At 76.1% G+C, this 24425-nt stretch carries 2 protein-coding genes; both read right to left on the bottom strand.

Annotated features, from left to right (window positions below; all coding sequences use genetic code 11):
- Positions 1–8 precede the first annotated feature (8 nt).
- On the bottom strand, positions 9–11795 hold the full coding sequence (locus tag ABZ449_RS36245; protein ID WP_360354691.1) for an SDR family NAD(P)-dependent oxidoreductase: 11787 nt from the start codon (positions 11793–11795) through the stop codon (positions 9–11).
- 37 nt (positions 11796–11832) lie between these two features.
- Positions 11833–24425: type I polyketide synthase (locus tag ABZ449_RS36240; protein ID WP_360354688.1), on the bottom strand; the 12593-nt coding region annotated here is incomplete at its 5' end.

Below are 24425 nucleotides of genomic sequence, written 5' to 3'. Positions count from 1 at the left end.
TGCCCTGGTCATGCGGATCCCAACTGCCGGTCGATGTAGTCGAACACCTCGTCGTCGCTGGCCGCCTCGATCAGGTCGGGGGCCAGGTCGTCCACGTCGCCCGTGGGGCGGGCGGTGGTGGCCGGTGTCCCGCCGGGCAGCGGGCGGGACAGCACTTCCCTTATCCGGGCGGCGAGTTCGTCGCTGACGCCGTCCGGCGGCAGGGCGTCGAGCAGGGCCTCCAGGGTGTCGAGCCCGGCCCGGACCGCCGCGTCGCCCGTCGGGCGGGCGGCGGTGGCCCGCTCGGCGAGGTGGCGTGCCAGTGCCTCCGGGGTGGGGTGGTCGAAGACGAGCGCGGCCGGCAGCCGCAGCCCGGTCGAGGACACCAGCCGGTTGCGCAGTTCGACCCCGGTGAGGGAGTCGAAGCCGACGTCCTTGAACGGGCGGGCCGGGCGGATCAGGTTCGGCGAACTGTGGCCGAGCACCGCCGCGGCGTTGCCGCGCACCAGGTCGAGCAGGGTCCGGTACAGCTCGGCCTCGGGCAGCTCGGCGAGCTGCCGCGCCATCGAGCGGGCCGGCGCCGTGGCGGAGGCGGAACCGGTACGGGCGGGGCGGACCAGGCCGCGGAGCACGGCGGGCAGTCGGTCGTCCGCCCGCAGCACGGACGGGGCGATCCTGGCCGCGAGCCGGTAGGCGTACGGGGAGTCCAGTGCCGCGTCGAACAGGGCGAGGCCCTCCGCCGAGGTCAGCGCGCCCGCCCTGGCGCCCGGGCCCGCGGTGACCGCGGCGGTCATCTCGCTGCGCTCCTCCCACAGGCCCCAGCCGATGGACAGGCCTGGCAGCCCCTCGGCCCGGCGTTCGGCCGCGAGGGCGTCGAGGACCGCGTTGGCGGCGGCGTAGTTCGCCTGCCCGGCCGCGCCGAACTGGGCGGCGCCCGAGGAGAACAGGACCAGCGCCGCGAGGTCGAGGTCCCGGGTGAGTTCGTGCAGGGCCAGCGCCGCGTCCGCCTTGGGCCGCAGGACGCGGTCGAGCCGGTCCGGAGTCAGCCCCGCGATCGTGGCGTCGTCCAGGACACCGGCCGCGTGGACGACGGCGGTGAGTGGGTGCGCGGCGGGCACCGACCCGAGCAGGGCGGCGAGCGCGGCGCGGTCGGCGACGTCGCAGGCTGCGACGGTCACCGACGCCCCGAGCCCGGTCAGTTCCCGTACCAGCTCCGGCATGCCGTCGGCGGATCCGCCCCGGCGGCCCGCCAGCAGCAGGTGCCGGGCGCCGTGCGCGACGACCAGATGCCGGGCCAGGAGCCGTCCCAGGGTGCCGGTGGCCCCGGTGACCAGGACAGTCCCCTCGGGGTCCGGCGGAGCGGGCAGCAGCAGGACGTTCTTGCCGACGCCCCGGGCCTGGCTGAGCGAGCGCAGGGCGGCCGGGGCCTGCCGGACGTCCCAGCCGGTGACGGGCAGAGGACGCAGCACTCCCTGCTGGAACAGGTCCAGGACGTCGGCGAGCATCTCGCCGATGCGCTCGGGACCGGCCTCCATCAGGTCGAACGCCCGGTACCGCACCCCGGGATGCTGCCGGGCGACCGTCTCGGGGTCGCGGACGTCGGTCTTGCCCATCTCCACGAACCGGCCGCCGTTCGGCAGCAGCCGCAGACCGGCGTCGACGAACTCCCGTGCCAGGCTGTCGAGTACGACGTCGACGCCCCGCCCGCCGGTGGCCGTCAGGAACGTCTCGGCGAAGTCGGTGGTACGGGTCGAGGCGATGTGCGCGGCGTCCAGCCCGCCGGCCCGCAGGACGTCCCACTTGGCGGGGGAGGCGGTCGCGAACACCCGCGCACCGGCGTGCCGGGCGAGTTGCACCGCCGCCATGCCGACCCCACCGGCCGCGGCGTGGACCAGTACCGATTCCCCGCGCCGCAGTCCGCCGAGATCGAACAGACCGTAGTAGGCGGTGAGGAACACCACCGGCACGGATGCGGCACGGGCGAAGGACCAGCCCGCCGGTATCCGGGCGACGGTGCGGCGGTCGGCGACGGCGGTCGGGCCGAACGCGCCCCCGAAGATCCCCATCACCCGGTCCCCGGGTGCCAGGTCGTCCACACCCGGGCCCACCTCGATGACGGTTCCGGCGCCCTCGCTGCCCAGGCCCTGCTGTTCGGGGTCGGGGTCCAGGCCGAGCGCGGCGATGACGTCGTGGAAGTTCAGCCCGGCGGCGCGCACCGCGATCCGTACCTCACCCTTGCCCAGCGGGGCGAGGGCCGCCGGAGCGGGCTCCGCCGCGATGTCCTCGAGGGAGCCCCGGCCGTCGGTGGTGAGCCGCCAGGCGGCGCCGTCCGGCAGGGACAGCGTGCCGTCCGGCCGGCCGCCGCGGACCAGCCGCGGCAGCAGCGGCGGGCCGGTCCGCAGCGCCAGCTCGGGTTCCCCGGCGGCGAGCGCCGCAGGCAGGGCGTCCGCCGGCTCGCCGGTCCCGGCCGCGTCGATGAGGACGAAGCGCCCGGGGTGCTCGGCCCGCGCGCTGCGCACCAGGCCCCACAGGGCGGCCTGGGCGGGATCGACGGGACGGTCGACCGGTCCGGTACGGACCGCGTCCCTGGTGAGCAGGGCCAGCCTGGCCGCAGCGAACCGCTCGTCGGCCAGCCACTGCTGCACGAGGGCGAGGCCCTGGTGTGCGGTGGCCCGGACCCGGTCGGCGGGGTGGGGCAGGTCGGCGGTGGCGATGGCCGCCACGATCACCTCGGGGAGGGCGGCGCCCGCTTCGAGGGCGGCCCCCAGGGCGCCGATGTCCTGCCATGACACCGCGCCGGGGACGGCACTGCCGAGGGCGGCCCAGGTGGGCACGGTGCTGTCGGCCGGGTCGGTGGCCGGGGTCCAGTCGAGGCGGTACAGCAGGTCGGCGTGGGCGGTCGCGGAGAGCGGCCCGCCGGCGGCCGGAGGCCGCAGCAGCAGGGCCTCCACGCCGAGCACCTGCCGTCCGGACAGGTCGTGGGCGTGCAGGGTCACGGTGTCCGGCGTGTCGGTGGCGAGCCGCACGCGCAGCGTGGTGGCCCCGGTGATCCCGCTGGTCACGCCGTTCCAACTGAAGGGCAGCCGGGCCCGGCCGTCCTGGTCGGGCAGCAGTGCGGCGATCTGGAGGGCCGCGTCCAGCAGCGCGGGGTGCAGCACGCATCCGGCGGCGTCGGCGTGCTGCGGCTCCGGCAGCACCACCTCGGCGAACACCTCGCCGCTGCGGAGCCACGCGGCACGGATGCCGCGGAAGGCGGGGCCGTAGTGGTAGCCGGCCTCGGCGAAGCGCTCGTAGAGGCCGCCGGTGTCCACGGGTTCGGCACCGGACGGCGGCCAGCTCAGCAGACCGGCCGCGGCTCCGGCCGGGTCCCCGGCGGGCCGGGGTGCCAGGGTGCCGGTGGCGTGCTCGGTCCAGGGCGCGTCGGCGTCCCGTGTCGTACGGGCGAACACGCCGAGCCTGCGCCGACCGTCGCCGTCGGGTGCGGCCACCCGGAGCTGTAGGTGGACGGCTCCCTCCTCCGGGAGCACGAGCGCCGATCCGAGGGTGAGTTCCTCGACCACCGGGCAGTCCGCCTCGGCCCCGGCGCGCAGCGCGAGTTCGAGAAACGCCGTGCCGGGGAAGAGGACGACGCCCGACACCGCGTGGTCGGCGAGCCAGGGGTGGGTACGCAGCGAGATCCGGCCGCTGAGCAGCAGCTCATCGGAGTCCGCGACCTGCGTCGCCGCACCGAGCAGCGGGTGCCCGGTCGTGGCGAGACCCGCCGAGGCGACGTCCCAGCTCGTGGTCGGAACGTCGAGCCAGTAGCGGCTGCGCTGGAAGGCGTAGGTCGGCAGCTCGACACGCCGCGCCCCCGGGAACGCACCCGACCAGTCCACCCCCAGCCCGCGCTCCCACGCACGGCCCACCGCCCGCAGCACCTGGGCCAGGCCGCCCTCCCCGCGACGCAGCGTCCCCAGCACCGCGGCATCCACACCCGCGGCCTCCACCGACTCCCCCACCGCCACACCCAGCACCGCGTGCGGGCTGGACTCCACGAAGAACCGGAAGCCCTCCCCCAGCAACGCCGCCGTGGCCTTCCCGAACTCGACGGTCTCCCGGAGATTGCGGTACCAGTACTCCGCGTCCAAAGCCTTCGTGTCCAGCCAGCCGCCCGTCACCGTCGAGAAGAACGCCACCGAACCCGAGACGGGAACGATGCCGGCCAGATCGGCGAGCAACCGCTCACGGACCTCCTCCACGTGCGCGGAGTGCGACGCGTAGTCGACCTCGATCAGACGCGCCCGCACCCCCTCACCCGTCAGCCCGTCGACCAGTGCCGTCACCGCGTGCGCGTCACCCGACACCACCGTCGACGACGGACCGTTCACCGCCGCCACCGACAACCGGCCCGCGATCCGCTCCCGCACCGCCTCCACCGGCAGGGGAACCGACGCCATGCCGCCACGGCCCGCCAACGCCCCCACCGCACGGGAACGCAGCGCGACCACCCGCGCCCCGTCGTCGATGCTCAGGCCACCCGCCACCACGGCGGCCGCAACCTCACCCTGCGAGTGGCCCACCACGGCGTCGACCGCCACACCGAACGAACGCCACACCTCCGCCAGCGACACCATCACCGCCCACAGCACCGGCTGCACCACATCCACCCGCGCCAACAGCGCCTCCGAGCCCAACGCCTCCGCCAACGACCAGTCCACGTAAGGCGCCAACGCCCGCCCGCACTCCGCCATCCGCCCCGCGAACACCGCCGATTCGGCCAGCAACTCCGCGGCCATCCCCACCCACTGCGAACCCTGCCCCGGGAACACCAGCGCCACCCGACCGGAAACCAACCCGCCGCCGGGCACCGCAGCACCCTGTGACAGCGCGGCCAGGTGCTCGGCGAGGTTCTCCTCCGTGCCCACCAGCACCGCGCGGTGTTCCAGCGCGCTGCGGCCCGTGGCCAGGGAGAAGGCCACGTCCACGGCGCGGACGCCCGACCCGTCTCCGATCCGGGCCGACAGCGCCGCGGCCTGGGCGCACAGCGCCTCCGGAGTGCGCGCCGAGAGGAGCAAGGGAACGGCGGCGGGTACGGTCCCCGGGGTCCCGGCCCCGTCAACGAGCCCGTCTGCGGGGGCTGTCGGGTCGGTCGGGGCCTGTTCGAGGATGACGTGGGCGTTGGTGCCGCTGACGCCGAAGGAGGACACCCCCGCCCGGCGCGGACGGCCCGTGTCGTCCCACACCCGGGCCTCCGTCAGCAGCCGGCCGGCTCCCGCGGACCAGTCGACCTCGGGCGTCGGACCGTCCACGTGCAGCGTCTTGGGCATCACGCCGTGCCGCAAGGCGAGCACCGACTTGATGACCCCCGCCACACCGGCGGCAGCCGAGGCGTGTCCGATGTTGGACTTCAGCGAGCCGATCCACACCGGCCGGTCCGCGGGCCGGTCCTGCCCGTACGTCGCCAGCAGCGCCTGCGCCTCGATCGGGTCACCCAACCGCGTCCCCGTACCGTGCGCCTCCACCACGTCCACCTCGGACGCCGTCAGCCCCGCGTCCGCCAGCGCCGCACGGATCACCCGCTGCTGCGACGGACCGTTCGGCGCCGTCAGACCATTGCTCGCACCGTCCTGGTTCACCGCCGAACCACGGATCACCGCCAGCACCGGATGCCCGTTGCGGCGGGCGTCCGACAACCGCTCCACCAGCAGCATGCCCGTGCCTTCTCCGAAGGCGGTACCGTCGGCCGCCGCGGCGAAGGACTTGCAGCGGCCGTCCGGAGCGAGTCCGCCCTGTCGGCTGAACTCGACGAACAGTTCGGGGCTGCACATCACGTTGACACCGCCGGCCAGGGCCAGCGAGCATTCGCCGGATCGCAGCGCCCGGACCGCGAGGTGCAGGGCCACCAGCGAGGACGAGCACGCGGTGTCCACGGTGACCGCGGGGCCTTCCAAGCCGAAGAAGTAGGCCAGGCGTCCGGAGACGACGCTTCCCGAGTTGCCGGTGCCGAGGAATCCCTCGACGTCCTCGGGGATGTAGGGCAGCAACCGGGCCGCGTAGTCCTGCTGCATCAGGCCGACGTACGTGCCGACCGGGGCTCCGCGCAGGGTGGACGGGTCGATGGCCGCGCGCTCGAAGAGTTCCCAGGTGGTTTCCAGGAGCAGCCGCTGCTGCGGGTCCATGGCCGCCGCCTCGCGCGGCGAGATGCCGAAGAAGTCCGCGTCGAACCCGGCCGCGTCGTGCAGGAAGCCGCCCTCGCGGGTGACGGAGGTGCCGATGCGGTCGGGATCGGGGTCGTAGAGCGTGTCCAGGCTCCAGCCCCGGTCGGTGGGGAACCCGGAGATGCCGTCGCGGCCCTCGGCCAGCATCCGCCACAGGTCCTCGGGTGAGCGGACATCGCCGGGGAGGCGGCAGGCCGCGGAGACGATCGCGATCCGGTCGTCGTCCGCGTCCCGGATCCGGTCGGCCGACCCTGCGGGTACGGCGGGCATGACGGCCCTGGCCGCTTCCGTGTCCGTGAGTCCGGCGCCCAGGAAGTCCGCGAGCGCGGCCGGGGTCGGGTGGTCGAACACCAGGCTGGCGGGAAGCCGCAGGCCGGTGGCGGCGGTCAGGCGGTTGCGCAGTTCCACCGAGGCCAGTGAGTCGAAGCCCAGTTCGCGGAAGGCCCGTCCGGGGTCGAGGGTGTCCGGGGAGGCATGGCCGAGGACGGCAGCCGCGTGGGTGCGGACGAGTTCGACGAGCAGCCGGGTCTGTCCGGTGCCGTCGAGGGCCGCGAGGCGCCGGCGCAGGGCGTTGTCGTCGGCCGTCGCCTGCGCGGCCGTGGCCGCCCGGCGCGGCGGTGTGCGCACCAGGCCGCGCAGCAGCGGCGGCAGAGTGCCCTCCGCCGCCGCGGACCGCAGGGCCGCGGTGTCGAGGCGCATCGGGACCAGGGCGGCCCGGTCCACGGTGAGGGCGGTGTCGAAGAGCGCGAGTCCCCGCTCGGTGGAGAGCGGCGGCATCCCGGACCGGGCGAGGCGTCGTACGTCGTCCTCGTCCAGGTGTCCGGTGAGGACGCTGGCCTGCTCCCACAGGGTCCAGGCCAGGGCCTGGCCGGCCAGGCCCGCCGCCCGACGCTGGACGGCCAGGGCGTCGAGGAAGGCGTTGGCGGCGGCGTAGTTGGCCTGTCCGGGGCCGCCGAAGGTGCCTGCGGCCGAGGAGAAGAGCACGAAGTGCGTCAGATCGAGGTCGCGGGTCAGTTCGTGCAGGTGGAGGGCGGCGTCGACCTTGGGGCGCAGCACGGCGTCCACCCGTTCGGGGGTGAGTGCGGTGACGACGCCGTCGTCGAGGGTGCCCGCGGTATGGACCACGGCGGTCAGCGGGTGCGCGGGCGGCAGGTCCGCGAATACGGCGGCCAGGGCGGCCCGGTCGGCGGCGTCGCAGGCGACGATGGCGGTCTCGGCTCCCAGCGCGGCGAGTTCGGCCCGCAGTTCGTCGGCTCCGGCGGCGGCCGGGCCGCCGCGGGAGAGCAGGAGCAGGTGCCGGACGCCGTGCCCGGTGACCAGGCGGCGGGCGACGTGGGAGCCGAGCAGGCCGGTGCCGCCGGTGATGAGGACCGTGCCGTCCGGGTCGAAGGCCCGGAGGGGCCCTGCCGCGTCGTCCGAGAGGTCCGGGTCGTTCCTGAGGACCCGGACCAGCCGGGGTACGCGGACGTCGTCGCCGCGGACCGCGGACTGCGGTTCTCCCGAAGCGAGGGCCGCGGCGACGCCTGCGGAGGTGCCGTGCTCGTCGTCGGCGTCGAGGTCGAGCAGGGCGAAGCACCCGGGGTGTTCGGACCGGGCCGAACGGACCAGGCCCCAGAGTGCGCTGTGCGCGGGGTTGCGTACGTCCTCCCCCTCCCCGGCGCTGACCGCACCCCGGGTGGCGAACACCAGGCGAGAGCCGGCGAAGCGGTCGTCGGCGAGCCAGGTCCGGACGTCGCTGAGGGCCTGGTGGACGACCGCGCGGACCACCGCGGCCGGTCCGGCCGCGTCCACGGGCTCCGCGCGGGCGAGCAGGACCGTTTCGGGCACCGGAGCTCCGGCGTCGACGGCGGCCAGCAGCGTGGCCAGGTCCGCGGTGCGGTGAACGGGTGCACCGCTGCCGCGCGGGGGTGTGGTGACCCACTCCGTCGCATAGAGGTCCTGGTGGTGGCGGCCGTGGGGGGCGCGGTCGGCGCCGAGGCTGACGGTGCCCGCGGGCCGCAGGACCAGTGCGTCCACGGTCGCCACGGGGGCGCCGGTCGCGTCGGCGACGGCGAGCGTCACCGCGTCGGGCCCGGCCGGGGCGAGCCGGACGCGGATCGCGCCGGCGCCGGTGGCGTGCAGGGTCACGCCGTTCCAGGAGAACGGCAGCCGTCCCTCGGGGTGGGCCTCCGCGCCGGGGGCGCCGGGCACACCGGTGGCGTGCAGGGCCGCGTCCAGCAGGGCCGGGTGCAGGCCGAAGCGGGCGGCGTCGGGTGTGGGCCCAGCGGGCACGACGGCCTCCGCGAACAGCTCGTCGCCGCGCCGCCAGACCGCGTTCAGGCCCTGGAAGGCGGGACCGTAGGCGAATCCGCCCGCCGCGAAGCGTTCGTACAGTCCGTCGAGGGCGAGGGGTTCGGCGCCGGGCGGCGGCCAGGGCATCGGCCCGTCGGCCTCGGCGCCTTCCGCGCCGTCCTGGGCCAGGACGCCTTCGGCGTGCCTGGTCCACTCGTCGCCGTCGGGGTCACCGTCGACGGGTGTGTCCGGCCGGGAGTGCAGGCTGAGCGGGCGGTGGCCCAGGGAGTCGGGGGCGCCCACGGTGAGGCGCAGCACGGTGCCGCCGTGTTCGGGCAGCGCCAGGGGGGCCTCGAGGGTGAATTCCTCGACCCGGGGGCAGCCGACGCGGGCTCCGGCCTGGAGCGCGAGTTCCAGGAAGGCGGTGCCCGGGAGCAGTGCCCGGCCGCCGACGGCGTGGTCGGCGAGCCACGGGTGGGTGCGGGCCGACAGGCGGCCGGTGAGGAGCAGGCCGTCGCTGTCCGCGAGGACCACGACGGCGCCCAGCAGCGGATGGTCCGCGGGGGTCAGTCCGGCAGAGGTGACGTCGCCGACGGGCGCGGCGCCGTCCTCCAGCCAGTACGGGTCGCGTTGGAAGGCGTAGGTGGGCAGTTCCACCCGTCCGGGGCGGCGGTCGGCGAAGACGGTGTCCCAGTCCGGGGAGACTCCGCGCAGGTGGAGTTCGGCCAGGGACTCGGTGAACCGGCGCGGGCCGCCGTCGTCGCGGCGCAGGGTGCCCACGGCGGTGGCGTCGGCGCCCGCGTCCTCGGCGGTCTCCAGGACACCGACGGTGAGGACGGGGTGCGGGCTGCTTTCCAGGAGGACCTGGTAGCCGTCGGCGAGCAGGGCGCGGGTCGCCTGTTCGAAGCGGACGGTCCCGCGGAGGTTGCGGTACCAGTAGTCGGCGTCCAGGGCGGTGGTGTCCTCCAGCAGGCCGCCGCTGAGGGTGGAGTAGAAGGGGATGGCGGACGGGCGGGGGGTCAGTCCGTCGAGCCGGGCGAGCAGTTCGGTGCGGATGTCCTCGACGTGGGCGCTGTGCGAGGCGTAGTCGACGGGGATGCGCCGGCTACGGATGTCCAGCGCCGTCGTCCGGTCGAGGAACGCGTCGAGCGCGTCGGTGTCGCCGGAGACCACGGTGGAGGCGGGTCCGTTGACGGCGGCGACGGCGAGCCGGCCGTCCCAGGGTGCGAGGTGTTCGGCGACCTGTTCGGCGGGCAGGGCCACCGAGGCCATGCCGCCGCGGCCGGACAGGGCGCGGATGGCGCGGCTGCGCAGGGCGACGACCTTCGCCCCGTCCTCCAGGCTCAGCGCTCCCGCCACCACGGCGGCGGCGATCTCGCCCTGGGAGTGGCCGATGACCGCGCCGGGGGTGATGCCGTGGGAGCGCCACAGTTCGGCCAGGGAGACCATGACGGCCCACAGCACCGGCTGCACCACGTCGACGCGTTCGGCCGGCGGGGTGCCGGGAGCGCCGCGCAGGACGGCTTCCAGGGACCAGTCGACGAAGGGTGCCAGGGCACGCTCGCAGTCCGCGACGCGGGCGGCGAAGGCGGGGGCGGAGTCGAGGAGTTCGACGGCCATGCCGGCCCATTGGGATCCCTGTCCGGGGAACACCAGGGCGACTTCGCCGCCGGTTCCGGCAGTGCCGAGGACCAGGCCGGGGGCGGTGCGGCCGGCCACCAGGGCGTCGAGGCCGGCCCGGAACTCGTCGGGGTGGGCGCCGATCAGGACCGCCCGGTGCTCGTGCGCGGCGCGGGTCGTCGCGAGGGCGTGGCCGACCTCGGCCGGGCCGGGTCCGGGGTGGGCGTCGAGGTGGTCGCGGAGCCGTGCGGCCTGGGCGCGCAGCGCTTCGGCGGTGCGTCCGGAGAGCACCCAGGGGAGGACGGCGGGGGCGGCGGGTTCGTCGGCCTGTTCCAGGACGGGTTCGTCCGCCTGTTCCAGGACGACGTGTCCGTTGGTGCCGCTGACGCCGAAGGAGGACACCGCGGCCCGGCGCGGCCGTCCGGTCTCGGGCCAGGGGGTGTTCGCGGTGACCAGGCGCACCGCGCCCGCGGTCCAGTCGATCTGCGGGGACGGGTCCTGGGCGTGCAGGGTGGGCGGGACGGTACCGTGCCGCATGGCGAGGACGGTCTTGATGACGCCGCCGACGCCGGCCGCCGCCTGGGTGTGCCCGATGTTGGACTTCAGCGAGCCGAGCAGCAGCGGCTGCCCGTCCGCGCGGTCCTGCCCGTAGGTGGCCAGCAGGGCCTGGGCCTCGATCGGGTCGCCCAGCGGGGTGCCGGTGCCGTGCGCCTCGACCACGTCCACATCGGCGGGGGTGAGTCCGGCGTTGGCCAGGGCGTGGCGGATGACGCGCTGCTGGGCGGGGCCGTTGGGGGCGGTGAGCCTGCTGCTGGCGCCGTCCTGGTTGACGGCGGTGCCGCGGATCAGGGCGAGGACCGGGTGGCCGTTGCGCCGGGCGTCCGAGAGGCGCTCCAGCAGGAGCATGCCGACGCCCTCGCCCCAGCCGGTGCCGTCGGCGGCGGCGGCGAAGGACTTGCAGCGGCCGTCCCGGGCCAGGCCGCCCTGACGGCTCATCTCCACGAACGGAACGGGTGTCGACATGACCATCGCGCCCCCGGCCAGGGCCAGGGTGCAGTCGCCGGCCCGCAGGGCCTGGGCGGCGAGGTGGATGGCGACCAGCGAGGAGGAGCAGGCGGTGTCGATGCTGACCGCCGGGCCCTCCAGACCGAAGGTGTAGGCGACGCGGCCCGAGGCGACGCTGTCGGAGCTGCCGCTGCCGACGTAGCCGGCCACGTCGTCGGGGACCTGGCGCAGCCGTACCGCGTAGTCCTGGTACATCACCCCGGCGAAGACGCCGGTCCTGCTGCCCCGCAGGGTCGCGGGGTCGATACCGGCCCGTTCGAACGCCTCCCAGGTGGTCTCCAGGAGGAGTCGCTGCTGCGGGTCCATCGCGAGCGCTTCGCGCGGGGAGATCCCGAAGAATCCGGGGTCGAAGTGCCCGACGTCGTCGAGGAATCCGCCCAGGGCGGTGTGGCTGGTGCCCTCGCGCAGTCGTTCCGGGTCGTCCAGGTGGTCCAGGTCCCAGCCCCGGTCGCGGGGGAAGCCGGTGATGGCATCGGTGCCGTCGGTGACCAGGCGCCACAGGTCCTCGGGGGACCGTACGCCGCCGGGGTAGCGGCAGCTCATCGCGACGACCGCGATCGGTTCGCGGCCTGCGTCCTCGGCCTCGGTCAGGCGCCGGCGGGTGTGGTGCAGATCCGCCGTCACCCGCTTGAGGTAGTCCCTCAGCTTGTCGTCGTTCACCATTGGGGGCCGCCGTCCTGGTTCGCGGGTCGGGTCGGTGTCATGACCGGCCGAGTTCGTTGTCGATGAGGTCGAAGAGTTCGTCGTCGCTGGCGCCGTCCATCCGGTCCTCGATGGAGGCGGCCACCCCGGCCGCCGTGCCGTCGCCGTCGACCGGGGCGGCCGCCGGGTCGTCGAGGCGGCGCAGGAGCTCCCGGAGCCGCCCGGCCAGCCGTTCGCGGTCCGCCGGGTCGTCGGGGAGGCCGTCGAGGGCGCCTGCCAGGCGGTCCAGTTCGGCGAGGCCGGGGAGCGGGCCGGGTCCGGCGTCGGGGAGCAGTTCGGCGGCGAGGTGTGCGGCGATCGCGGCCGGGGTGGGATGGTCGAAGAGCAGGGTGGCCGGCAGCGGGTGGCCGGTTGCGGCGCGCAGCCGGTTGCGCAGTTCCACCGCGGTCAGCGAGTCGAAGCCGACCTCCAGCAGGCCGCGTCCGGGCTCGACCGCGGCCGGGCCGCTGTGGCCGAGCACCAGGGCGGCGTGCGAGCGGACCAGGTCGAGCAGGACCCGGCCGCGCTGGGTCTCGTTGAGGGAGCCGAGGCGCTGCTTCAGGGCCTCGGGCCCGTCGGGGCCGGTGCCGGCCGTGGGGCCCGCGGCGCCGCGCCGGGCGGCGGGGCGCACCAGGCCGCGCAGCAGGGCGGGGACGCCGCCGGTGGCGGCCTGGGCGCGGACGGCCGCGGTGTCGAGCCGCAGCGGGAGGACGACCGGCTCGTCGAGGGTGCCGGCCGTGTCGAAGAGCGCCAGTCCCTGGGCCGGGTCGAAGGCGACGATCCCGCCCCGGGCGATCCGTCGCAGGTCGGCCTCGGTGAGCCCGCCGGTCATCCCGGTGCTGTTGGCCCACAGGCCCCAGGCGAGGGAGCGGCCGGGCAGCCCATCGGCGCGGCGCCGGTGGGCCAGGGCGTCGAGGAAGGCGTTGGCGGCGGCGTAGTTGCCCTGGCCCATGCCACCGAAGATCCCGGCGATGGACGAGAACAGGACGAACTCGGACAGCTCCAGGCCGGCGGTGAGTTCGTGCAGGTTGATCGCCGCGTCCACCTTGGGGCGCAGGACGTGGTCCAGTTGCGCGGGCGTCATGGTGGCGACGACGCCGTCGGCCAGCACGCCCGCGGCGTGCACCACCCCGGTCAGCGGGTGCGTGGGGGGCAGGGCGGCCAGCAGGGCCGCGAGGGCGTCGCGGTCGGCGGCGTCGCAGGCGACGATCTCGGCGTGCGCGCCCAGGGCGGCGAGTTCGGCGAGGAGTTCCGCCGCGCCGTCGGCGGCGGGGCCGCTGCGGCTGGTCAGCAGCAGGTGCCGGACGCCGTGTTCGGCGGCGAGGTGGCGGGCGACGTGGGCGCCGATGGCGCCGGTGCCGCCGGTGATCAGGACGGTTCCGTCGCCGCCCCAGCCGGGGGTGCGCCCGGTGACGGCCAGCGGTACCCGGGCCAGCCGGGCGACGTGGACGGCTCCGGCCCGGATCGCGAGCTGGGGTTCCCCGGACGCGAGGGCTTCGGCGAGCAGCGCGGGCGGGTTCTCGTGGGTGTCCAGGTCCAGCAGGACGAAGCGGTCGGGGTTCTCGGTCTGCGCCGAGCGGACCAGACCCCAGAGCGCGGCCAGGGCCGGGTCCGGGACGTCGTCGCCGGTCACCGGGACCGCGCCCGAGGTGAGCAGGACCAGCTTGGCCCCGGCCAGCCGCTCCTCGGCCAGCCAGTCGCGCAGCAGGGCGAGGACCGTTCCCAGGCCGTCGTGGACCGCGTCGCGGAGGGTGCCGGGCGGCGCGTACGGGGCCGGGGCGGGCGGGCAGGCGGCCAGCACCAGCCGGGGCGGCGGGGCGCCCGCGTCGAGCAGTGCGGACAGCGCGGCGAGGTCGGTGACCGTGCGGCCGGGGAGCGTCCCGGTGCCGAGCACGGTCCAGGAATCCGGGTCGAAGGCGGTGCCGGCCGCCGTCGCGGCGCGCTCGGGCAGGGCCTGCCACTCGGGGCGGAACAGTTCCTCGTGGTGTCCGGTGCGGGTGGCCTTGAAGCGGTCGCGCGAGACGGGCCGCAGGACCAGGGAGCGGGCCGAGAGCACCGGCCGCCCGGTGGTGTCGGTCACCTGTACGGCGACGGCGTCGCGGCCGGTCGGGGTCAGCCGCAGCCGGAGTTCGGCGGCCCCGGAGGCGTGCAGGCGCACCCCGTTCCAGGAGAACGGCAGCCAGCCCTGCCCGGGCCCCTCCAGGACGTCGAACACCAGTGAGTGCAGGGCGGCGTCCAGCAGGGCCGGGTGCAGGCCGAACGCGGCGGCGTCCGGCCGCTGCCCCTCGGGCAGGCTCGCGAGGGCGTACACCTCGTCGCCGAGCCGCCAGGCCGCGCGCAGGCCCTGGAACGCGGGGCCGTAGGCGAACCCGCCGCCCGCGAAGCGGTCGTACAGGCCCTCCGTGTCGAGGGGGACGGCTCCGGGCGGCGGCCAGGCCTCGGGGTCCGCCGGGTCGGCCGTGTCGGCCGGGTCCGCGGCTCCGGTGGAGCCGAGCAGGCCGCTCGCGTGCCGGGTCCAGGGGGCGTCGGGGCCGTCGTCGGCGGCCCGGGCGTGGACGCTCAGCGGACGGGTGCCGGCGGCGTCCGGGCTTCCGACGGTGAGCTGGAGTGCGACGGCTCCGCCCGCCGGGAGCACCAGCGGTGCCTCCAGGGTCAGTTCCTCGACCTGGTCGCAACCGACCTGGTCGCCCGCGCGGACCGCGAGTTCCAGGAACGCGGTGGCGGGGAACAGCACCCCCTCGTAGACGCCGTGGTCGGCCAGCCAGGGGTGGCTGCGGACCGAGAACCTGCCGGTGAAGAGGAAGCCGTCGGAGTCCGCGAGTTCCGTTCCGGCGCCGAGCAGCGGGTGGTCGACCGCCTGAAGTCCGGCTGCGGGCAGTCCGGCCGCGGCCGGGCCGGCCTGCAGCCAGTAGCTGCCGCGCTGGAAGGCGTAGGTCGGCAGGTCGACGGCGGAGCCGGCCGGGCCACCGGAGTGGACGGCGTCCCAGTCCACGGGGACGCCCGTGACGTGCAGCCGGGCCAGGGCGGCCGTCGCCGCGGGTGCTTCGGGCCGGTCCTTGCGCAGCAGGGGCATCAGCACCGGGCTGCCGGTGGCGCCGGTCAGGCAGTCCTGGCCCATGGCGGTGAGCGCGCCGTCGGGTCCGAGTTCGAGGAACGCGGTGACGCCGTCGCGTTCCAGGTGGCGTACGCCGTCCTGGAAGCGGACGGTGCCGCGCACGTGCTCCACCCAGTAGTCCGGCGAGCCGAGCTGCTCGGCGGTGGCCGGCTCGCCCGTCAGGTCGGAGATCACCGGGACGGCGGCCTCCCCCGGGACGATCCGGGCCACGACCTCGCGGAACTCGGCGAGCATCGGCTCCATGAGGGGCGAGTGGAAGGCGTGGGAGACCCGCAGCCGCCGGGTCTTGCGGCCGCGCGCGGCGAGCACGGCGGCGATCTCGTCCACCGCCGCCGCGTCGCCGGAGACCACGGTCGAGGCCGGGCCGTTGACCGCGGCGAGGCCGACCTCGCCCTCACGGCCCGCGAGCAGCGGCAGCACCTCCTCCTCCCCGGCGGCGAGGGCGACCATCGCGCCGCCCGCCGGGAGGGCCTGCATCAGCCGTCCCCGCGCGACCACCAGCGCCGCGGCGTCGGGCAGGGTGAACACCCCGGCGACGTGGGCGGCGGCCAGCTCTCCCACGGAGTGGCCGAGCAGCCGGTCGGGGCGCACGCCCCAGTGCTCGACGAGGCGGAACAGGGCGACGCCGAGTGCGAACAGGGCGGGTTGGGCGTACTCGGTGCGGTCCAGCAGGCCGTGGCCGGGGTCGCCGGGGGCCGCGTCGATCACCTCCCGCAGCGGGCGGTAGAGCAGCGGATCGAGTTCCGCGCAGACCGCGTCGAAGGCGTCGGCGAAGACCGGGAACCGTGCGTACAGTCCGGCGCCCATGCCGGTGCGCTGGCTGCCCTGTCCGGGGAACAGGAAGGCGGTCTTCGCGGCCGGGCCGGTGATCCCGCGCACCAGGTCCGCCGACGGCTCGCCGGTGGCGAGGGCGGCGAGCCCCTGGAGCAGGGCCTGCCGGTCCGTGCCGGTGAGGGCGGCCCGGTGTTCGAAGGCGCTGCGGTGCAGCGCAAGGGAGCGCCCCAGGTCCGCGACGGCGAGCGCCGGGGCCTGCTCCACGTGCCGGAGCAGCCGGGCCGCCTGCTCGCGCAGCGCGTCCGCGCCGCGAGCGGAGATCAGCCAGGGCAGGGCGGGCGCGGCGGGCGCGTCAGGGACGGCGGTGGGCGCCGGGGCCGGTTCGGTGGGCTGTTCGAGGATGGTGTGGGCGTTGGTGCCGCTGACCCCGAAGGAGGACACCGCGGCCCGCCGGGGGCGGCCGGTCTCCGGCCATGGGGTGTCGTCGGTGAGCAGCCGGACCGCGCCGGCCGACCAGTCGACGTGCGGGGTCGGCGTGTCGACGTGCAGGGTGCGCGGCAGTTTCCCGTGCCGCATGGCCTGCACCATCTTGATGATGCCGGCGACTCCGGCGGCGGCCTGGCTGTGTCCGATGTTCGACTTCAGCGACCCCAGCCACAGCGGCTCCCGCTCGCCGCGTTCCCGGCCGTACGTGGCCAGCAGCGCCTGGGCCTCGATCGGGTCGCCCAGCTTGGTCCCGGTGCCGTGCGCCTCCACCGCGTCGACCTCGGCGGCGGTCAGTCCGGCGTCGGCGAGGGCCGCCCGGATGACCCGCTGCTGGGAGGGACCGTTGGGGGCGGTCAGGCCGTTGCTGGCGCCGTCCTGGTTGACGGCGGAGCCGCGGACCAGGGCGAGCACCGGGTGGCCGTTGCGCCGGGCGTCCGAGAGGCGTTCCAGGACGAGCAGTCCGGCACCCTCGGCCCAGGAGGTGCCGTCGGCGGCGGCGGCGAACGGCTTGCAGCGGCCGTCCTCGGCGAGCACCCGCTGCCGGCTGAACTCCACGAACGCGCCCGGGGTCGACATCACGGTCACGCCGCCGGCCAGCGCCAGCGAGCATTCGCCGGCCCGTAGCGACCGGGCCGCGAGGTGGACCGCGACCAGCGACGAGGAGCACGCCGTGTCGACGGTCACCGCGGGCCCTTCGAGGCCGAGGCTGTAGGAGATCCGCCCGGACGCCACGCTGCCCGCGCTGCCGATGCCGAGGTAGCCCTCGAACTCCTCGGAGGGCTCGGTGACGCGCGACCCGTAGTCGTGGTGGCTGCAGCCGACGAAGACGCCGCTCGCGCTGCCCTTGAGGGAGAGCGGGTCGATGCCGGCCCGCTCGAACGCCTCCCAGGAGAGTTCGAGCAGCAGCCGCTGCTGGGGGTCGATGGTCAGCGCCTCGCGCGGGGAGATCCCGAAGAAGGCCGGGTCGAAGCGGTCGGCGTCGTGCAGGAAGCCGCCTTCCCGCGCGTAGGTGCTGCCGGCCCGGTCAGGGTCCGGGTCGTAGAGGCCGTCGAGGTCCCAGCCCCGTCCGGTGGGGAAGGCGGTGATCGCGTCCCGTCCGCCCGCGACGAGCTCCCACAGCTCCTCGGGGGTGCTGACGCCGCCGGGGTAGCGGCAGCTCATGGCGATCACGGCGATCGCCTCGTCCTCGGGCACCGCGGCGGCCGCGGGCGGCTGCCCGGGGGCGTCGGGTGCCTCGGTGGCGGGCTCCCCCGGCAGTTCGGCGCGCAGGTGTCCGGCCAGGGTGGTGGCCGTGGGGTAGTCGAAGGCCAGGGTCACCGACAGGCGCAGGCCGGTGGCCGCGGCGAGCCGGTTGCGCAGTTCGACGGCGGTCAGCGAGTCGAAGCCGATGTCCTTGAACGCCTGGTCGGGTCCCACCGCCTCGGGCCCGGGGTGGCCGAGCACGGCGGCGACCTCGCGGCGGACCAGGTCCAGCAGGGCCCGGTCGCGTTCCGCCGGGGGCAGTGCGGCGAGCCGCAGGGCCGGCGGCTCGCCGCCGTCGGCGCTGCCCCGGGACCCGGCCGCGTCGGCGAGCGCTTCCCGCACCTCGGGCAGGTCCCCGAGGGCGGCGCTGGGCCTGAGCGCGGTGAACGCCCGGGTGAAGCGGTCCCAGGCGAAGTCGGCGACGAGGACGGCCGTGTCGTCGTGGTCGAGGGCCTGGTGCAGCGCGATGGTGGCCACGGCGGGGTCCATGGCGGGCAGGCCGTCGCGGATCAGCCGTTCGGCGACCGCTCCGGAGGCGAGGCTCTCGCCGCCCCACAGGCCCCAGGCCACCGAGGTGCCGGGCAGTCCGAGGTCGCGGCGCTGCCGGGCCAGGGCGTCGAGGTAGGCGTTGGCGGCGGCGTAGCTGCCCTGGCCGGTGCCGCCGAGGGTGCCGGCGAGCGAGGAGAACAGCACGAAGGCGGTCAGGTCGAGTCCCCGGGTGAGCGCGTCGAGGTTGCGTGCGCCGTCGAGCTTGGGGCGCAGGACGCCGGCCGCGCGTTCGGGGGTGATGGAATCGATCACCCCGTCGTCGAGGACGCCCGCGGTGTGCAGGACGGCGCGCAGCGGGCGCTCGGCCGGAATGCCGGCGAGCAGTTCCGCCAGTGCGTCGCGGTCGGCGACGTCGCAGGCCACCGCGGTGGCGTCGGCGCCGAGTCCGCGCAGTTCGGCGAGCAGGGCGTCGGCTCCCGGGGCCTGTTCGCCGCGCCGGCTGGTGAGCAGCAGGTGCGCGGTTCCGGTGCGGGCGAGCCGGCGGGCGATCTGGGCGCCGAGGCCGCCGGTGCCGCCGGTGATCAGGACGGTGCCCTCGGGTGTCCAGTCGCGTGCGGGGGCGGTGTCGCCGAGTCCGGCGTGGACGACCCTGCGGCCGTAGACGCCGGTGGCGCGCACCGCCAGCTGGTCCTCGCCGTCGGGGTTGGTCAGGGCTTCGGCGAGCCGGGTCGCGGCCCGGTCGTCGAGCCGTCGCGGCAGGTCGACCAGGCCGGCCCAGCGCTGCGGGTACTCGACGCCGGCGACCCCGCCGAGGCCCCAGGCCAGGGCTTGGAGGGTGCTGTCGATCCGGTCGGAGCGGCCGACCGACACCGCGCCCCGGGTGGCGCTCCAGAGCGGGGCGTCGGTGCCGAGGTCGCCCAGGGCCTGGAGGAGCGCGACGGTCAGGGTGAGGCCGAGGGGGAGCGCCGATCCGTCGCCGTGCGGTTCCTCGGCGAGGGCGAGCAGCGACAGGATTCCGGCGGGCGGCCCGTCGGCGCGGTCGTGGGCGTCGCGGAGCAGTGCGGCGAACCGAGTCCGGTCGGTCGCGTCGTGGCCGGCCTCGACCAGGACGGGGGTGGCGCCGTGTCCGCGCAGGGCGTCCGCGGCGAACGCGACGGCCGGGTCGCCGGCGGCGACGGCCGGGGCGACGAGGAGCCAGCTGCCGGTGAGCCGGGGCCGCTCGGGTGCCGGCAGGGGCTTCCAGGCGACCCGGTAGCGCCAGCTGTCGGCGGTCCGGTCGTCGGCGCGGCCGCGCGCCCACTCGGCGAGGGAGGGCACCAGAGAGGCGAGGGAGGCCCGCAGCTCGCCGTCCTCGACCCGCAGGGTCGTGGCGAGGGCGTCCAGGTCCGCGCGGTCGACCGCCGCCCAGAAACCGGAGTCGGCCGGGCCGGCGCCGGTCGCGGCGGCCGTGCCGGCCGCGGCGTCGGCGGGCCGGCCGGGGGTGGCGTCCAGCCAGTAGCGCTGCTGCTGGAAGGCGTAGGTGGGCAGGGGCCGCTTGCGCGCGCCGGTTCCGGCGAACACCGCGTCCCAGTCCACCGGCAGTCCGCGGACCTGGACCTCGGTGAGCGCGGCGAGGAAGCGGCCGGGGCCGCCCTCGGTGCGGCGCAGGGTGCCGACGACGGCCCCGTCGCCGACCCCGGCCGCCTCGACGGCCTCCTGGATCCAGACGGTCAGCGCGGGGTGGGTGCTGCACTCGACGAAGATGTGGTGCCCGTCGGCGACGAGCGCGTCGAGCGCCCGGCCGAACTCCACCGGCCGGCGCAGGTTCTCGTACCAGTACGCGGCGTCCAGGTCCAGGGTGTCCACGGGGCCGCCGCTGACCGTCGAGTAGAACGGGACGGCGGAGGTCCGCGGCGCGATGCCGCCGAGCAGGGCGAGCAGTTCCTCGCGGAGCTCCTCCACCTGGGGCGAGTGTCCGGCGAAGTCCACGCCGGGGACCGGCCAGGCCAGGACGCCCGCCTCGGCGTACTGCTCGCGCAGCCGTTCCAGTGCAGCCGGGTCGCCGGAGACCGTCACCGACGTCGGCCCGTTGACCGCGGCGACGTCGAGTGCCCCGTCGTGGGCGGACAGTGCCTCGCGCACGGCTTCGACCGGCTGCGGAACGAACAGCATGCCGCCGCGTCCGGTCAGGGCCAGCAGGGCCCGGCTGCGCAGGGCGACGATCCGGGCCGCGTCGTCCAGCGAGAGCGCGCCGGCCACGCAGGCGGCGGCGATCTCGCCCTGGGAGTGGCCGACCACGGCGTCGGGGACGATCCCGTGCGCCCGCCACAGCTCGGCCAGCGACACCATCACCGCCCACAGCACCGGCTGCACCACATCCACCCGGTCGAGCGGGGGCGCGTCGGGCGCGTCGCGCAGGACCGCGAGCAGCGACCACTCCAGGTGCGGGGCGAGGGCGCGTTCGCAGGCCGCGATCCGGTCGGCGAAGGCCGGGGCGTGGTCGAGCAGTTCCCGGGCCATGCCGGCCCACTGGGTTCCCTGGCCGGGGAAGACGAAGACGGTCCTGGCCGACCGGGCGACGATGCCTTCGACCAGGCCGGGTGCGCGCTCTCCGGCGGCCAGCGCGGCCAGGCCGCCCAGCAGGGTCGCCCGGTCGCCGCCGACGACGGCCGCGCGGTGCTCGAAGGCGGTCCTGGTGGTGGCCAGCGAGTAGCCGACGTCGGCGGACGGCAGCTCCGGCCGCTCCGTCAGGTACGCGTGCAGCCGCTCCGCCTGGGCCTTCACCGCCTCGGCGGTCCGCCCGGACAGGACCCACGGGACGGCGGCGGGTGCGGGCCCGGCGGGCAGGGCGGGTGCGGGCTCGGCCGGCGGCTGTTCGATGACGACGTGGGCGTTGGTGCCGCTCAGGCCGAACGAGGACACTCCGGCCCGGCGCGGCCGGCCGGTCTCGGGCCAGGGGGTGGCCTCGGTCAGCAGGGCGACGGCGCCCGCCGTCCAGTCGACGTTCGGGGTCGGCCGGTCGATGTGCAGGGTGCGCGGCAGTTCGCCGTGCCCCATGGCCAGCACCATCTTGATGATGCCGCCGACGCCGGCGGCGGCCTGGGTGTGCCCGATGTTCGACTTCAGCGACCCGAGCCACACCGGCCGGTCGGCCGGCCGGTCCTGGCCATAGACGGCCAGCAGCGCGTCGGCCTCGATCGGGTCACCCAGCCGGGTGCCGGTGCCGTGCGCCTCGACGGCGTCCACGTCGGCGGCCGACAGCCGGGCGTTCGCCAGCGCATCGCGGATCACCCGCTGCTGGGCCAAGCCGCTGGGCGCGGTCAGTCCGTTGCTCGCGCCGTCCTGGTTGATCGCCGAGCCGCGCAGCACCGCGAGTACCGGGTGGCCGTTGCGGCGGGCGTCCGAGAGACGTTCCAGGAGCAGCAGGCCCACGCCCTCGGCCATGCCGAAGCCGTCCGCCGCGGCGGCGAAGGACTTGCAGCGCCCGTCCTCGGCAAGCCCGCGCTGCCGGCTGAAGCCGGTGAACGACAGCGGGGTGCCCATCACCGTGGCGCCGCCCGCCAGGGCCAGCGTGCACTCGCCCGAGCGCAGCGACTGCGCGGCGAGGTGGACCGCCACCAGTGACGAGGAGCAGGCCGTGTCCACGGTCACGGCGGGCCCCTGGAGGCCGAGTTGGTAGGCGACCCGCCCGGACAGGACGCTGGTGGAGATGCCCGCGATGAACAGGCCCTCCAGTTCCTCGGGGACGTCGCGCAGGGTGCCGCCGTAGCCCTGGTAGGAGGCGCCGGCGAAGACGCCGGTCGGGGTGCCGCGCAGGGTGGACGGGTCGATGCCGGCGCGCTCGATCGCCTCCCAGGAGGTTTCGAGCAGCAGTCGCTGCTGCGGGTCCATGGCGAGGGCCTCGCGCGGGGAGATCCCGAAGAACCCGGGGTCGAAGCGGTCCGCGTCCCTGACGAATCCGCCTGCGGCGGCGTAGCTCCGGCCGGGCCGGTCGGGGTCCGCGTCGTACAGCGTGTCGAGGTCCCAGCCCCGGTCGGACGGCAGCCCGGAGACGGCATCGTGCCCGTCCGCGACCAGGCGCCACAGGTCCTCGGGGGTGCGGACGCCGCCGGGGTAGCGGCAGCTCATGGCGACGATCACGATGGGGTCGTCGTCGGCGGCGGGTAGCGCCGTCGGGGGTTGCCGGACGGTGGCGGGCTCCTCGGCGGCGCCCAGCAGGCCGGTCTCCAGGCGTCCGGCGAGCGCGGTCGCCGACGAGTAGTCGAAGACGACGGTGACCGGGAGCCGCAGGCCGGTGGCGGCGTTGAGTCGGTTGCGCATGTCCACGGCGGTCAGGGAGTCGAAGCCCAGGTCGCGGAAGGCGCGGCCGGGGGCGACCGCGTCCGGCGAGTCGTGGCCGAGGACGGTGGCCGCGTGGGTCCGGACCAGGTCGACCAGCACCCGGGTGCGCTCGGCCGCCGGGAGAGGCGCCAGCCGGTCGCGAAGCGCCGATGGGGTCCCCCCTGCACCGGTCCCGCCGGTCTCCGGTCCGGCGGCCAGCGCGCTGCGCACCTCGGGGAGTTCCCCGATCAGCGGGCTGGGGCGCGCCGAGGTGAAGACCGTCGCGAAGCGGTCCCAGTCGATGTCGGCGACCACGACCACCGTCTCGTCGTGGTCCAGGACCTGCTGGAGCCCGGTGATCGCGACCGCGGGCGGCATGAAGAGCACGCCGTGGCCGCGCAGGGTCTCCTCCGCCAGTTCGGCCGCCATCCCGCCGGCCCCGCCCTCGGGGCTCCAGATGCCCCACACCACGGAGGTCGCGGCGAGGCCGCGGCTCCTGCGGTCCTCGGCGAGGCCGTCGAGGTAGGCGTTGGCGGCGGCGTAGGCGCCGTGGACGGCGCTGCCCCACACCCCGGAGATGGAGGAGAACAGCACGAACGCGTCGAGGGTGTCCCGGTCGAAGAGCAGGTCGAGGTTCCGGGCCCCGCCGACCTTGGCGTGCAGAGTGTCGGCGAACTCGTCCGCGTCGGTGTCGGGCAGTGGCACCAGCAGCCCGGCCCCCGCGGCGTGGAAGACGGTGCTGATCCGGTGGCCGTCCTGTTCGAGGCCGTCCTTCAACGCACGCAGGGCCTGAAGGTCGGCGACGTCGCACGAGGCCAGGGTGACCCGGGTGCCGAGCGCGGCCAGTTCCTCGGCGAGCTCCGGCGCACCCGGCGCATCCGCGCCGCGCCGGCTGACCAGCACCAGGTGCCCGGCTCCCCGCCGGGCCAGCCAGCGCGCGATCTGCGCGCCGATCCCGCCGGTACCGCCGGTGATCAGCACGGTGCCCCCGGGCCGCCAGCTCCGCCGCGGCGCGGTGTCGCCCAGGGCGGACCGGACCAGCCGCCGGCCGTGGCAGCCGGTGGCCCGGACGGCCACCTGGTCCTCGTCCCCGGCCTGGCCGGCCAGCACCCGGCACAGCCGCCCGGCGGTGTCCGGGTCCAGGACTTCCGGGAGGTCGACCAGACCGCCCCAGCGCTGCGGGAACTCCAGCGCGGCGACCCGGCCCAGGCCCCAGAGCAGGTTCTGCGCGGCGCTGACCCCGCTCCCGGTGTCCGCGCCCCCGACCGACACCGCGCCCCGGGTCGCCCACCACAGGGGCGCGCCGATCCCGGCGTCGCCGAGGGCCTGCACCAGGGCCAGGTTGAGCGCGGTGCCCAGCGGGACGGAGGGGTGTTCCGGGTGCGGGCGCTCGTCGAGACCCAGCAGCGACAGCACTCCCGTCACCGGTCCTGGCAGCGCGTCGAGGGACGCGCGCACCCGGTCGGCCAGCACGGCGCGGTCGGCCGCCGCCTCGGTGATCCGTAGGTGGACCACCGAGGCCCCGGCCTGCTCCATGGCGTGGACGGTCGCCTCCGACCGGCGTGTCCCGTCCTCGGACTGGCCGTCCGACGACAGCACGAGCCAGCTGCCGTCCAATGCGACCGCCGGGCCCTCGGGCAGGGCCCGCCAGGTCACGCGGTAGCGCCAGGAGTCGACCACCGAACGCTCAGTGCGCTCGGTGCGCCAGCTGGCGAGCGCGGGGAGCACCACGTTCAGCGGGTCCTCGGGCGCCACCCCGAGGGCGGTGGTGAACCGGTCCAGGTCACCCCCGCCCAGGGCCTCCCAGAAGTCGTCGCCTGCCGCGGACGTCCCGGACGGGCCGCCCGCCGCAGGGCCGGTGTCCTCCAGCCAGTACGGGCGGCGCTGGAAGGCGTAGGTGGGCAGGGAGACGCCGCCCGGACGGTGTCCGGCGAACACCCGGTCCCAGTCGGGCAGCAGGCCGCCCACGTGGGCCTCTCCCAGGGACGTCAGGAAGCGGTCGAGGCCGCTCTCGCCGCGCCGCAGCGTGCCCACGACCACGGCGGGGCCCTGCGCGGAACCGGCGGTGTCGGCCGCGTCGGCGGTCTGCTGGACACCGAAGGTGAGCACGGGGTGCGGGCTGGACTCGACGAAGAACCGGAAGCCCTCCCCCAGCAACGCCTCCGTGGCCTGCCCGAACTCCACCGTCTCCCGCAGGTTCCGGTACC

Source organism: Kitasatospora sp. NPDC005856 (assembly GCF_040629945.1).
In the GTDB taxonomy this organism is placed as follows: Bacteria; Actinomycetota; Actinomycetes; order Streptomycetales; family Streptomycetaceae; genus Kitasatospora.
The sequence above is the reverse complement of the archived record's forward strand: the minus strand, read 5'-3'. Positions and strand labels throughout refer to the sequence as shown.